General features: G+C 62.2%; 15 protein-coding genes. 7 read left to right on the top strand and 8 right to left on the bottom strand.

The annotated features are described in order from the left end of the window. Position 1: 1 nt before the first annotated feature. Entirely contained in the window at positions 2-1,021 is a 1,020-nt protein-coding gene (locus KI611_RS12020) for a YgfZ/GcvT domain-containing protein (protein WP_226415385.1), read from the bottom strand. Positions 1,022-1,111: 90 nt separating this feature from the next. Here KI611_RS12020 and mltG point away from each other — a divergent pair, with 90 nt between their 5' ends. The 7 genes from mltG to KI611_RS11985 all read left to right on the top strand — a co-directional run bounded on the left by mltG (position 1,112) and on the right by KI611_RS11985 (position 6,133). Next, a complete protein-coding gene (gene mltG, locus KI611_RS12015) occupies positions 1,112-2,107 on the top strand; it encodes an endolytic transglycosylase MltG (protein ID WP_226415361.1) in 996 nt (331 codons plus the stop codon). After that, complete coding sequence (gene tmk / locus KI611_RS12010) at positions 2,104-2,718, top strand: dTMP kinase (RefSeq protein WP_226415358.1); 615 nt, start codon at positions 2,104-2,106, stop codon at positions 2,716-2,718. The genes mltG and tmk overlap by 4 nt, the downstream gene beginning before the upstream one ends. Then, positions 2,715-3,734: a DNA polymerase III subunit delta' gene (gene holB, locus KI611_RS12005; RefSeq protein WP_226415355.1), complete on the top strand. Its 1,020-nt coding sequence runs from the start codon at positions 2,715-2,717 to the stop codon at positions 3,732-3,734. The genes tmk and holB overlap by 4 nt, the downstream gene beginning before the upstream one ends. A gap of 6 nt (positions 3,735-3,740) precedes the next feature. Continuing rightward, on the top strand, positions 3,741-4,103 hold the full coding sequence (locus tag KI611_RS12000; RefSeq protein ID WP_226415352.1) for a PilZ domain-containing protein: 363 nt from the start codon (positions 3,741-3,743) through the stop codon (positions 4,101-4,103). Positions 4,104-4,112: 9 nt separating this feature from the next. Continuing rightward, a complete protein-coding gene (locus tag KI611_RS11995) occupies positions 4,113-4,886 on the top strand; it encodes a TatD family hydrolase (RefSeq protein ID WP_226415348.1) in 774 nt (257 codons plus the stop codon). A gap of 5 nt (positions 4,887-4,891) precedes the next feature. Beyond that, positions 4,892-5,551 (top strand): ankyrin repeat domain-containing protein, encoded by a 660-nt coding sequence (locus KI611_RS11990; RefSeq protein WP_226415345.1) that lies wholly within the window; start codon positions 4,892-4,894, stop codon positions 5,549-5,551. Positions 5,552-5,683: 132 nt separating this feature from the next. Next, positions 5,684-6,133, top strand: coding sequence for a bacteriohemerythrin (locus KI611_RS11985; RefSeq protein WP_226415342.1), 450 nt, complete (start codon positions 5,684-5,686; stop codon positions 6,131-6,133). Here KI611_RS11985 and KI611_RS11980 read toward each other — a convergent pair. From KI611_RS11980 to amrB, 7 genes are all read right to left on the bottom strand, one after another. Then, positions 6,130-6,906, bottom strand: coding sequence for a hypothetical protein (locus KI611_RS11980; protein ID WP_226415318.1), 777 nt, complete (start codon positions 6,904-6,906; stop codon positions 6,130-6,132). The genes KI611_RS11985 and KI611_RS11980 overlap by 4 nt on opposite strands. Positions 6,907-6,929: 23 nt before the next feature. Continuing rightward, positions 6,930-8,162 (bottom strand): uracil-xanthine permease family protein, encoded by a 1,233-nt coding sequence (locus KI611_RS11975; RefSeq protein ID WP_226415293.1) that lies wholly within the window; start codon positions 8,160-8,162, stop codon positions 6,930-6,932. After that, positions 8,159-8,791 carry a uracil phosphoribosyltransferase gene (gene upp, locus KI611_RS11970; protein ID WP_226415290.1) on the bottom strand — a complete coding sequence of 211 codons (633 nt, stop codon included), beginning with the start codon at positions 8,789-8,791 and terminating at the stop codon, positions 8,159-8,161. Before upp ends, KI611_RS11975 begins: the two co-directional genes overlap by 4 nt. A 121-nt stretch (positions 8,792-8,912) precedes the next feature. Then, positions 8,913-9,512, bottom strand: a complete 600-nt coding sequence (locus KI611_RS11965) for a hypothetical protein (RefSeq protein ID WP_226415287.1) — start codon at positions 9,510-9,512, stop codon at positions 8,913-8,915. A gap of 4 nt (positions 9,513-9,516) precedes the next feature. Further along, entirely contained in the window at positions 9,517-10,620 is a 1,104-nt protein-coding gene (gene amrS, locus KI611_RS11960) for an AmmeMemoRadiSam system radical SAM enzyme (RefSeq protein ID WP_226415284.1), read from the bottom strand. Beyond that, entirely contained in the window at positions 10,617-11,165 is a 549-nt protein-coding gene (gene amrA, locus KI611_RS11955) for an AmmeMemoRadiSam system protein A (protein WP_226415281.1), read from the bottom strand. Before amrA ends, amrS begins: the two co-directional genes overlap by 4 nt. Then, positions 11,158-11,955: an AmmeMemoRadiSam system protein B gene (amrB, locus tag KI611_RS11950; protein ID WP_226415278.1), complete on the bottom strand. Its 798-nt coding sequence runs from the start codon at positions 11,953-11,955 to the stop codon at positions 11,158-11,160. Before amrB ends, amrA begins: the two co-directional genes overlap by 8 nt. Between the last annotated feature and the right edge of the window lie 7 nt (positions 11,956-11,962).

Genomic DNA, 11,962 nt, shown 5'->3' with positions numbered 1-11,962 from the left:
TCTATGCCGGGTTTACTGCGGCCGCCTGTAGCAGCGGCCCTTCGCGCGAGCCGAGGTGGACATTGTTCGAGAAATTGGATTGCACCACCGCGAGGGCCTCGTAGCCGCCAGTTGGCGAGGGTGCCGCGGTCATCACCTTGCCGCAGGCTTGGTCCGGGTTGTCTGGCGAGTGCAGTTCGTCACCGGCCTTGAGCGCCTGTTGGCTGTTCAGGCGAAACAGGTGGCGCTTGACCTTGCCGAGGTACTGCGTGCGCGCGACGATTTCCTGGCCCGGGTAGCAGCCCTTGTGGAAGCTGACGCCGCCGATTTTTTCGAAGTCGGCCATTTGCGGCACGAATTCTTCCTTGGTGGCCAATGTGACCAGCGGGAAAGCGGCCTGGATATCAAGCCAGCGCCAGGCCGGAACGCCGGCCGGCCGGGCCTTGACGGTGAGCTTCTGCCACAGTTCGGCCTTGGCCGATTCCGGGGCGGCAATGATGAAGCGGCTGGCATCAAGCCGGATCACCGTGACGGCATCGGATTGCGCGGTCGTCATCGGCTCTGCCGGGCAGGGCAGTGCGGCATCGACCAGCGCTTCGCCGGCCTGTGGTCCGGACAGGCCGAGCAGGATGGTGTTGTCAGTCAGCGACGTCAATTTGACCTTGGCGCGCAGGACGAACATCTGCAGGCGTTTTTGCGTCGCTTCCTGAAGGTCGCCGGCCAGCGCCAATTGGTAGCTGTCGCCCGAGCGCCAAGTAAGAAAACTTGCCTGCATACGCCCCTTGGCGCTACACCAGCCGGAGTGCTGGGCCTGGCTGCCAGCCAGGTGGTTGATGTCGCTGGTGAACTGGCTGTGCAGGAAAGCCTTTGCCTCTTCGCCGCTGGCCTCGATCAACCCGAGGTGGGTGAGCGGGACCAGCACGGTTTGCCGGCTGGCTACCAGTAGCTCCGCGGCGGCATCGCCAAAGTTGAGAAGTTCGGAGGTCTCGCCGTCGAAGACGCCGTCGGCAGACTCCAGAAAGCTGCGCCAGTTGGGGTTCATGGGGGCTCCTGTAGGGGGTTTGGGATATTATATCGTCCCTTATAACGTGCTCGTTCCCGACGGGCAAGACCCGCTTGCCAACGAGTTCTCGTGCGCCCCTTACTTAAAGCCCTTTTCCTGATTTGTCTTGTCTCTGGCGCGCTTGGCGGCGGCGTCTGGTGGTGGGCCAAACAACCGCTGACGCTGCGCGCTTCACCGCTCGATTTCCGGATTGTCGCCGGCAGCAGTCTGCGCTCGGCGATTGTCCAGATGCAGGAGGCCGGGATCGAGATAAGGCCGTCGCTGCTGACCTTGCTGGCCCGGTTTCACCGCGCTGAAACCGGTATCAAGGCCGGTAGCTATGCCGTGCATCAGGGCGTAACGCCGCTACAGCTACTCGAGAAATTGACCTTGGGCAAAGTGTCGCAGGGCGATCTGACGCTGGTCGAAGGCTGGACTTTCCGGCAATGGCGAGCCCGGCTGGATAGCCATCCGGATCTGCTGCACGAGACCAGCGGGCTTAGCGAGGCGCAGATCATCGAGCGTCTCGGGTTGAGTGTTGCGCGCCTCGAAGGCTGGTTGTTTCCTGATACCTATCTGTTCGACAAGCAATCCAGCGATCTGGAGTTGCTGGCCCGCGCCATCCGTGCCATGCAGCGCCGGCTGGATGAGGAATGGGCCGGGCGGGCGGACAACCTGCCTTACCGGTCGCCGCACGATGCGCTGGTGATGGCCTCGATCATCGAAAAGGAAACCGGCCGGGAGTCGGATCGGACGCAGGTTGCCGCGGTGTTCGTCAATCGGCTGCGCAAGGGCATGGCATTGCAGACCGATCCGACGGTGATTTACGGCGTCGGCGAAAGTTTCGACGGCAACTTGCGCAAACGGGATCTGCAGACCGACACGCCGTACAATACTTACACGCGGGCCGGCTTGCCGCCGACGCCGATTGCCATGCCGGGTCTGGCTTCGCTGCGCGCCGCGCTGCACCCGGCCGCTTCCGATGCGCTGTATTTCGTCGCCCGGGGCGATGGCAGTAGCGAATTTTCACGCACGCTAGACGAGCACAATAGTGCAGTTAATAAATTTCAAAAGGGGGGGAAGTGAAAGGTAAATTCATCACTTTCGAAGGCATCGATGGTGCCGGCAAGAGCAGTCATGTCGAATGGCTGGCCGAAAGCCTGCGGGCGCGTGGTTTGGTGGTTCATGTGACGCGCGAACCGGGCGGAACTGAACTCGGCGAGAAATTGCGGGCGCTGCTGCTGAACGAACCGATGCACCTCGAAACCGAAACCTTGCTGATGTTTGCCGCCCGGCGCGAGCATCTGGCCCGGCTTATCGAGCCGGCGCTGGCGCGTGGCGAATGGGTGGTCTGCGACCGGTTCAGCGATGCCACCTACGCCTACCAAGGTGGCGGACGCGGACTCGATCGGGCCAAGTTCCTGGCGCTGGAGCACTGGGTGCATGAACATCTGCAGCCGAATCTGACGCTGCTCTTCGACTTGCCGCTGGATGTCGCCCGGGAGCGGATTGCCGTGGCCAGTCGCGTGCTGGATCGCTTTGAGCAGGAACGAGCCGATTTTCATGAGCGCGTTCGGCAGGCCTATCTGGAAAGAGCGCATGCCAATCCGCAGCGCATTCGGGTGGTTGATGCCAACAAGACGCTGGAATCAATTCGTAAAACACTTGAACAAATCGTCATAACGACTTGTTTATGAATGTAATAACACTTCACGGAAAAGTCTGGGCTGGCCTTCAGGAACGACGCAAGCAACTGCCGCATTCATTGTTGCTGATCGGTCAGAAAGGGCTGGGAAAGTTCGCGCTGGCCAGGCAATTTGCCGCCAGTCTGCTCTGTGAGGCGCCGCAAGCGGATGGCAAGGCCTGCGGTAAATGCCTCGCCTGCAATTGGTATGCGCAGGGCAACCATCCGGATTTTCGCCTGCTGCAACCGGATGCGCTGAACGACGAAGCCGAGGCGGAAGATGGCAAGAAAAAGGCAAGTCAGCAGATCACCATCGATCAGGTGCGGGGCCTCGACGAATTCCTGAACGTCGGCACGCATCGCGGTGGATTGCGGATCGTCGTGGTCTATCCGACCGAAGCGATGAATCGCAACACCGCGAACGCACTTCTTAAAACACTTGAAGAACCTGCCCCAAGTACATTGTTTTTATTGGTTTCAAGCGAGCCAATGCGCCTGCTTCCGACGATACGCAGTCGGTGTCAGGTCGTGCCGATTCCGCTGCCCAACGCACAACAGGCCGAACAGGTCCTGGCTGACGAAGGGGTTGCCGAAGCCCGGCGCTGGCTGGCGCTGGCCGGTGGGGCGCCGGGGTTGGCTCTGGAGCTGGCGGCATCCGGACAACTGGCCTGGCTGGAAATTCTGATCAGGCGTTTGTCGGCCGGAAAAAATGTCGATCCGCTGGGGCTTGCGGCGGAACTCGAAAAGGCCGTCAAGGACAGCAAGGGAAAGCTGTTGCTGAAGAACGTCGTTGAAGCCATCCAGAAATGGCTGGTCGACCTGACGCTGGCCGGGAGTGGCATGCCTGTTCGCTATTTTCTGCCGCAGGCGGCCACAATAGCGAGTCTGGCTGATATGATTCCAGCCGCACGCTTGATCCATTCCTATCGCGACATGATTTCGCACCGCCGGGAAGCCGAGCAACCATTGAATGCACGCCTTTTCCTGGAAGGTCTTTTCCTGGACTACCGAGCCCTGTTTGCCAATTGATACACAATGAGTGAAGTCAAACCTGCGCCCCAGCGCCCTAGCGTTCTCTCGCTGAATATCAATTCGAAATCCGCGCTGTACGCCGCGTTCATGCCGCATCTGCGGGCCGGGGGCATCTTCATCCCGACGACGCGCAGTTACAGCATTGGCGACGAGGTGTTCATGCTGCTGTCGCTGATGGATGATCCGGCAAAATTGCCGATCGCCGGGGCGGTCGTCTGGATTACCCCGGCCGGGGCACAAAACGGCCGGGCACAGGGCATCGGTGTACATTTCAACAATGACGAAAGCGGCCAGGAAGCACGGCGCAAGATCGAAGCCCTGCTGGGCGGCGTCATCCAGTCGTCGCGGCCCACCCACACGCTCTGATCGATCGCCATGCTGGTCGATTCGCACTGCCATCTCGATTTTCCCGATCTCGCCAATCGTTTGCCCGAGGTTCTGCAGCGTATGCAGGAAAATGATGTTGGCGCGGCGCTGTGCATTGCCGTCAATCTCGAAGATTTTCCCCAAGTACTGGCCCTGGCCGAGACCGATAGCCGCCTGTTTGCCAGCGTCGGCGTTCATCCAGAGTACACCGACGTCGAAGAACCCAGCGTTGAGCAACTGTTGGCCCTGGCCGCCCATCCGAAGGTTGTCGCGATCGGCGAAACCGGACTCGATTACTATTGGCAGAAGGACAAGCCGGAATGGCAGCGCGAGCGATTTCGCGCGCACATCCGGGCGGCACGGCAATGTGGCAAGCCGCTGGTCGTGCATACCCGCGAGTCGGCCGTCGATACCTTGCGCCTGCTGAAGGAAGAGGGGGCCGAGACGGTCGGTGGCGTCATGCACTGTTTTACCGAAAACTGGGAAATCGCCCAGCAGGCGCTCGATCTGGGTTTCTATCTCTCTTTTTCAGGAATCGTTACCTTCAAGAACGCGACCATCGTCAAGGAGGTCGCCGAGCGCTGCCCGCTCGACCGCCTGCTGGTCGAGACGGATTCGCCGTACCTCGCACCGGTGCCCTATCGCGGCAAACCAAACGAGCCGGCCCACGTCCGTTACGTTGCCGAAGAAATCGCCCGCCTGCGTTCAGTTTCTCTGGAAACTGTCGTCGTGGCGACGACCGACAACTTCTTCACGTTGTTCAATCACGCTACACGGCCTTGAGAATCATGAAAAAAAGACTGTTGACCGCAGTAATCGCTGCCGTTCTTCCGCTGTTTGTCGCTGCCGCCACTTACGACGACCTGATCGGCTCGGCCAAGCTTGGCGATACCGCAGAGGTTGCCCAACTCGTCAATAAGGGTGCCTCGATCGATACGACCGATATCGATGGCAATACCCTGTTGATGCTGGCGGCGCGCGACGGGCATGCGGATCTGGTGGCTTTCCTGATCAAGCAGCGGGCCAAGTTGAATGCACGAAACTCGGCCGGTGATACGGCGCTGCGCCTGGCAGCCTTTCGCGGTCATCTGAAAGTTGCCGAGCTGCTCGTGGCGGGGGGCGCTGCGGTCAATATGCCGGGCTGGACGCCGTTGGCTTACGCCGCCTTCGCCGGTCATCTCGATATCGCCAGGCTCTTGCTGAAGGCGGGAGCGGAGGTCGACTCGCCGAGCGAAAATGGCACGACGCCGCTGATCGCCGCGTCACGCGGCGGCCATGCCGAGCTTGTCCGATTGTTGCTGGCAAGCCAGGCCGATCCCAATAAAAAGCTGGAAACCGGTGAAACCGCACTGGATATCGCATTGAAGAATGCCAACACCGATATCGGTGATTTGCTGCGCAAAGCGGGTGGCAAGTCGGGAAAGACCGTGACGATCGAACTGCGGTAATTTGCGGCCAGGAGCGGCAGAAAGCGGTCTGGCCAGACAAGTCGAACTGGATTTATCGCCTGAGCGTTCTATAGTGAAAAGCTCAGGGAAAGTTTTGTTGCCGAAAACTGGCTTCTCAGGAGGTGCACTGCAATGAACGATCAGATTGCCGTCTTTTTGCCTGATTCGCTGGTGGTCAACGTACCTGAGATCGACGAGCAGCATGCCGAATTGTTTGCTCGCCTTGCCAGTTTGAAATCCCTCTGCATCGAAGCCAATTGTCTCCCATCAGATCAGGCGGAGGCTTTGCTTGAAGCATTGCGCATTCATTGTTCCACCGAGGAGGCCTTCGCTGAACGGGCGGGTCTGGATTTCACGGTGCACGCGAACAAGCATCGGACAATGCTGAAAGGTATCGAGAAGACGCTCGCCCAGGTGCGTCAGGAGCGGATGGATATCTATAGCCTGATCCGTTACATCGAGTACTGGTTCGAGCGACACATCCGGGAAGAAGACATCGATCTCGGAGCGGAATTGCAGCAAAGAATTTTTCCGACACGCGAACAAGCATTTCCGGCACAGCTCGGCTGCGCCGAGATTTAGCCTTTACCGGCCAGCAAGCCAATCTCTCTTGCCGTTGCCGGTCCGATCACGGTGTCGGAAAGGCTGGCCGGGATTTCGGCCTGATGTTCGTCGATCGGCGTACGGCCCCCCATGATTTCACCCAGGCGCTGCGGCAGGCGGGGTTCCCGTTCCGGCTCGGCATAGCCTTGGGGGTAGAGCGGTTGCAGCGTCGCGAGATCGTATTTGTCGGTGGCGCCGAAGGTATGCAGCAGTTCGTGCGCAATGATCACGGCGTTTTGTTTTCGTTGCTGGCGGCTGGCATAAACGTGGATGACCCCGATCTGGCCCTTGCTCAGGCCGGTCGAATGGGGCACGGCGCCGGTGCGTTCAGGATCATGGAAAAGAACGAATAGGCGGACCTGCGGCTGCGGCCCGCTGATCGCGTCGTGCTGCGTGGCCCACCAGCGCAGTTTCAGGCTCCACACGATGCTATCGAAGGCGCCCGGGTGACTTGGCGGCGGTGGTGGCCGATCACTGACCAGTGGCCCGAGCCGGATGGAAGCCGGTTGCAGGACCGAATGCCCGTATTTGTCGCTTTGCCCTTGCAGCCATTGCCCGATGTCCGTAAAGCTCTCGCTGTCCAGTTGTCCGATGAAACTGGCGGTGGTCGGCGAATCATCGGCCGCAACCGGATAGAGGGCGACATGGACAGTGTGCTGCCAGGCGGTCAGCCGGGCATTGGCCCGCCACGTGCCAAGCCCGACGGTGGCGAGAACGAGGAGCAGAATCACGATGCGGAATTTGCGGAACATGACGAAGCTTTTTGAAGGAGGAATCAGGGGTGCTTGGCCGGCTCCTGCGGCAGCGTCAGGTTGAGCAGCACGGCAAGAATGCCGCACAAGCTGATGCCTTGCAAAGAGAAGCTGCCGATCTGGACGGCCAGGCCACCGATGCCGGTGACCAGCGTCACCGAGACGATGCACAGATTGCGCGCGCTCGACAGGTTCACCCTGGCGTCCATCAGTGTTTTCAGGCCGATACCGGCGATCGAGCCGAAAAGCAGGACCATGATGCCGCCCATCACTGGTAGCGGGATGGTTTGCAGCAGGGCGCCGAACTTGCCGACGAAGGCCATCAGGATGGCGAAGCCGGCCGCCCAGGTCATCACCACCGGGTTGTAGTTGTGGGTCAGCATCACGGCGCCGGTGACTTCACCGTAGGTCGTCACCGGCGGGCCGCCGAACAGGCCGACGACATTGACCGCCAGGCCGTCGCCGAGCAGCGTGCGGTGCAGGCCGGGGTTTTCGGTGTAGTCCTTGCCACTGACCGAGCCGATGGCAAGGATGCCTCCGACGTGTTCGACAATCGGCGCGATGGCGACCGGGATCATGAACAGGATGGCGGCGAGGTTGAACTCGGGGTGGCCGAATTCCGGCAGGGCGAGCCAGGCCGCGTCATGCACTCGCGTGAAATCGACGATACCGACGAACAGCGAGATGACATAGCCAACGGCGACGCCGACCAGGATGGGCACCAGCTTGAGCAAACCCTTGGCGCGGATAGCCGTGAGCATCGTCGCCAGCAGCGCAATCGCGGCAATGCCGATGGCCGTCTGGTAGGGGACGACCTGCTGGTCGCCGGCCTTGCCGGTGGCCATGCCGACCGCGACCTGGGCCAGGCCGAGACCGATGACCATGACGACCGGGCCGATGACGACCGGCGGCAGCAGTTTGTGGATGAAGCCGACGCCGCGCCATTTCACCAGACCGGCGGCGACGTAATAAAAAAAGCTGGCCGAGGCCAGCGCGCCGAGCGTCGCCGGCATGCCCCAGGTTTGCACCGAGTAGATCACCGGGGCGATGAAGGCGAAGCTCGAGCCGAGGTAAATCGGTACCTGGCGCTTGGTGCAGATCTGGAAGATCAGCGTGCCGACGCCGGCGCCGAGCAGCGCCAGACTGGGATTGAGGCCGGTGAGCAGCGGTACCAGCACGGTGGCGCCGAAGGCGACGAAGAGGATTTGCGCGCCGGACAGCGCGGTGCGCCAGACGGGTTCGTGCGGCGCGTTCATGCTTCCTTGGTCCCGAAAATCTTGTCGCCGGCGTCGCCGAGGCCGGGAATGATGTAGCCGTGTTCGTTGAGATGGCTGTCGATGGCGGCGGTGTAGCACTGCACGTCGGGGTGCGCTGCCTGCAGCGCGGCGATGCCTTCCGGCGCGGCGACCAGCACCAGCGCCTTGACATGTCGACAGCCCTTGCGCTTCAACATGTCGATGGTGGCGATCAGCGAGCCGCCGGTGGCCAGCATCGGATCGATGATCAACGCCAGGCGCTCGTCGAGCTGGCCGACGAAGCGCTCGAAATAGGATTCGGGCATCAGCGTCTCGTGGTTGCGGGCGATGCCGACGACACTGACCTTGGCATTCGGGATCAGGTCGAGCACGCCGTCCAGCATGCCGATACCGGCGCGCAGGATGGGCACGACGGTGACCTTCTTGCCCTTGATCTGCTCGATGGCGACCGGCCCGGCCCAGCCTTCGATGCTGACCGTTTCCAGTTCGAAATCGCGGCATGCCTCGTAGGTCAGCAGGCGAGCCAACTCGGCCGCCAGCTCGCGGAACTTCTTAGTGCTGATCTCGGCTTCGCGCATCAGGCCGACCTTGTGCTTGACCAAAGGGTGGTGGACTTCAATCACCGGCATGGGGGATTCCTTACGGACGAATGGATGATGGACGAAGGGTATTCCATTCGCGCAGCGCCGCCCATACGGGAAATCACATACACGGCATCGGGAACGACCGAAATGGCCGGTTTCGTCGCCGTTACGCGGCGCGGTCGAGATGGATCGACAACCAGCCGGCGACCCGCAGCATTGGGTCTTCCTCGGCATCGAGGACGTGCGTTTCGTAGAGTCCGGCAAGATGCGTGGCGGCCCGCTGGAAGGCCGCGCGGCCGATCGTGTCAGCGGTGTCGAACAGCATCAGCAGCGGTGCCTCGAGCAGCTTCAGTGCCTCCAGGCCCGCTCGGTCGACAATGCCGCCATAACAGGCCAGCAGCTTGACCTGGGTGTCGCGCCGGGCGGCGGCGCGGATTGCCGCCGGCGTGGTGTCGCCGCTGGCGAAGATGGCTAGCGGGAGATCCTGCATGTCGCCATCGTTGCGGATCAGTTCGAGGATGTCGAGCAGGCGCTGGGTGAGTCGCGGCACGTTCTGCGTTGCATCGGCGAAATGCGCTTCCTGGGCCGACAGCAGTTGCATGCTCAGGACGCCGTAGCCGCGGCCGGTGAGATTGTCGGTGATGAGAATGTCGAGCGGTGTGTGCTGCGAGCGGGCAAGCAGAACGAGGCCGCGCGGGTGGTCGGGCAGTTCAAGCTGACCGTGGAGCAGGCCATGCGTGGTGTGAAGGCTGATGCTGCGGTTCATGAAGTTACAAGGCAAGACGGACGGGAATGCGGCGTGCTCCGAAGGCGCTGCCGTTGTGGCCGAGTTGCGGCCCGAAGCGGCCGGCCAGCGACGTTGCGCAGTGCGGACAATGGCCGCTGGCCGTCAGGTCGTAGCGGCGGATGTCGTACCAGTCGCGGACGATCAGCGCGGCATGGCAGTTCGGGCAGAAGGTGGTGCCGCCCTCGCTGTCATGCACATTGCCGGTATAGACGTGGTGCAGCCCGGCGTCGAGCGCGATGCGGCGGGCCTGGACCAGTGTGGCGAGCGGCGTCTCCGGCCGGTCGGTCATTTTCCAGTCGGGGTGGAAGGCGGTGAAATGCAGCGGCACATCCGGGCCGAGTTCGCGCGCTACCCAGGTGGCGAGTTCGTTGATTTCAGCCGGGCTGTCGTTCTCGCCGGGGATGAGCAGCGTGGTGATTTCCAGCCAGCACGCGGATTCGTGGTGGATGTAGGCCAGCGTGTCGAGCACCGGTCCGAGGTGGCCGACGCACAGCTTGTGATAGAACGTTTCGGTGAAGGCCTTGAGGTCGACGTTGGCGGCGTCCATCACGGCGAAGAACTCGCGACGGGGCGCCGGGTGGATGTAGCCGGCAGTGACGGCGACATTGCGGATGCCTTGCTCGCGGCAGGCGAGTGCGGTGTCGATGGCGTATTCGGCGAAAACCACCGGGTCGTTGTAGGTGTAGGCGACGGCATCGGCCCCGTTCCGCCGGGCAGCTGCGGCAATGGCCTGCGGGCTGGCCTGGTCCATCAGGCGATCCATGTCCTTCGATTTGGAGATGTCCCAGTTCTGGCAGAAGCGGCAGGCGAGGTTGCAGCCGGCTGTGCCGAAAGAGAGGATGCTGCTGCCGGGATAGAAGTGGTTGAGCGGTTTCTTTTCGATGGGGTCGATGCAGAAGCCGGAAGAGCGGCCATAGGTGGTCAGTTGCATCGCGTCATTGACGCGCTGGCGAACGAAGCAGGCGCCGCGCTGGCCTTCATGCAGTTGGCAGTCGCGCGGGCAGAGGTCGCATTGCACGCGGCCATCGGGCAGGGTATGCCACCAGCGGCCGGGGTAGAGGGTGTCAACGGTTGCCGGCTGGCTCATGGTGCGGCCTCCTTCCATTTATTGACGCGGTAGCGTTCGAGCTGAACATTCACTCCCCAGTATGCGGCAGGCAGTCCGGCCTTCTGTTTCAGGTGGGCCATGAACTCGGCTGGTTCGGGCAACTGCTCCCAGACCTGTGGCAGAAAAGTCGAGCGGTACTGGCCGACGGTCAGGATCACGCCGTCGATATTCGGCCGGAGCTGGGCGAGGGCGTCGGCCTCGTCGCGGAAATGCATCAATTCGGCCGGACTCAGTAGCGAGACTTCGATCCGGGTGATCGGCAGTTCCGCCTCGCGCAAGGGGTTGAAGCGCGGGTCGCGGAAGGCCGCGGCACAGGCGTTTTCCTGGACGTCGGTGAGCAGCGGGCGCCAGGCTTCCAGACTGCCGATGCAGCCGCGCAGCTCGCCGCGCTGGGTCAGGGTGACAAAGGTGGCGCCCTTTCGGTGCAATTCGGGCAGGTCGGCAGAAGCCGGCGCGGTTTCGCCGAAACGCGCGGCGATGGCGGCACGGGCTAGCTGGAGCAGGGTAGGACCGAGTTCAGGCATGATTTTCGTCAAACGAAAAAGCGGCGTAACCGACGACACGCTGCTTGTCGCCGGCCGTATCGCCGGAGTTGCAATGATCGATCAGATGCGGCGTCAGGCCGCGCTGGCCAGCGACGAGCAGCAGACCATTGAGCGGAAAGGCGCCACAGGCCTGTTCCGGGCGGATATGGGTGTCGAGTTGCAGGATGTGCTCGCAGGTAGTGCGATCGACCTGGTTGGCGGCAGCATAGGGCAGGTAGTGCGACAGGTCGGAACTGATGATGATCAGCGTTTCCGGTCCGCCCCACAGCAGGTCGAGCACCTCGGCGACGGCTTGCGGCGTGGCGTGGCCGACCGCCAGCGGGACCAGCGTGAAGTCGTCGAGCACCTGTTGCAGGAAAGGCAGATGGACCTCCAGCGAATGCTCCTCGGCATGGACGTGGTCGCTGAAAACAACCTGCGGCAAGGCTGCCAGTTGGTCCATGGCCTGCGCATCGAGCCGGACATGGCCAAGCGGCGTGGCGAAGGCTTCGCTATTGGGCAAGGCTAGACCGTCGACCGCAACGCGATGGGTCGGGCCGAGCAGAATGACACGGTGGATCGTCGAACGCCACGGCGCCAGCCTGGCATAGGCCCGGGCCGCAGTTGCCCCGGAGTAAATATAGCCGGCGTGCGGCACGATCAGGGCCTTGGGTTGAGTGGCCGGCGCTGCCGGCGCTTTGTTCAGCAGCTGGTCGACAGTGGCGGCCAGCGTGCTGGCGCTGCCCGGATAGAACATCCCGGCGACGGCGGGAGGGCGGGTAATGGTCATGGGGCAC

This window comes from Dechloromonas denitrificans (assembly GCF_020510685.1).
GTDB classification, from domain to species: domain Bacteria; phylum Pseudomonadota; class Gammaproteobacteria; order Burkholderiales; family Rhodocyclaceae; genus Azonexus; species Azonexus denitrificans_A.
This window is presented reverse-complemented; position numbering and strand designations above follow the sequence as displayed.

Excerpts from the sequence above, each read along its gene's own strand:
- KI611_RS12020 (WP_226415385.1), bottom strand. The coding sequence starts at position 1,021 with ATGAACCCCAACTGGCGCAGCTTTCTGGAGTCTGCCGACGGCGTCTTC.
- holB (WP_226415355.1), top strand. The coding sequence starts at position 2,715 with ATGAATGTAATAACACTTCACGGAAAAGTCTGGGCTGGCCTTCAGGAA.
- KI611_RS12000 (WP_226415352.1), top strand. The coding sequence starts at position 3,741 with ATGAGTGAAGTCAAACCTGCGCCCCAGCGCCCTAGCGTTCTCTCGCTG.
- KI611_RS11995 (WP_226415348.1), top strand. The coding sequence starts at position 4,113 with ATGCTGGTCGATTCGCACTGCCATCTCGATTTTCCCGATCTCGCCAAT.
- KI611_RS11990 (WP_226415345.1), top strand. The coding sequence starts at position 4,892 with ATGAAAAAAAGACTGTTGACCGCAGTAATCGCTGCCGTTCTTCCGCTG.
- KI611_RS11985 (WP_226415342.1), top strand. The coding sequence starts at position 5,684 with ATGAACGATCAGATTGCCGTCTTTTTGCCTGATTCGCTGGTGGTCAAC.
- KI611_RS11980 (WP_226415318.1), bottom strand. The coding sequence starts at position 6,906 with ATGTTCCGCAAATTCCGCATCGTGATTCTGCTCCTCGTTCTCGCCACC.
- KI611_RS11975 (WP_226415293.1), bottom strand. The coding sequence starts at position 8,162 with ATGAACGCGCCGCACGAACCCGTCTGGCGCACCGCGCTGTCCGGCGCG.
- upp (WP_226415290.1), bottom strand. The coding sequence starts at position 8,791 with ATGCCGGTGATTGAAGTCCACCACCCTTTGGTCAAGCACAAGGTCGGC.
- KI611_RS11965 (WP_226415287.1), bottom strand. The coding sequence starts at position 9,512 with ATGAACCGCAGCATCAGCCTTCACACCACGCATGGCCTGCTCCACGGT.
- amrS (WP_226415284.1), bottom strand. The coding sequence starts at position 10,620 with ATGAGCCAGCCGGCAACCGTTGACACCCTCTACCCCGGCCGCTGGTGG.
- amrA (WP_226415281.1), bottom strand. The coding sequence starts at position 11,165 with ATGCCTGAACTCGGTCCTACCCTGCTCCAGCTAGCCCGTGCCGCCATC.
- amrB (WP_226415278.1), bottom strand. The coding sequence starts at position 11,955 with ATGACCATTACCCGCCCTCCCGCCGTCGCCGGGATGTTCTATCCGGGC.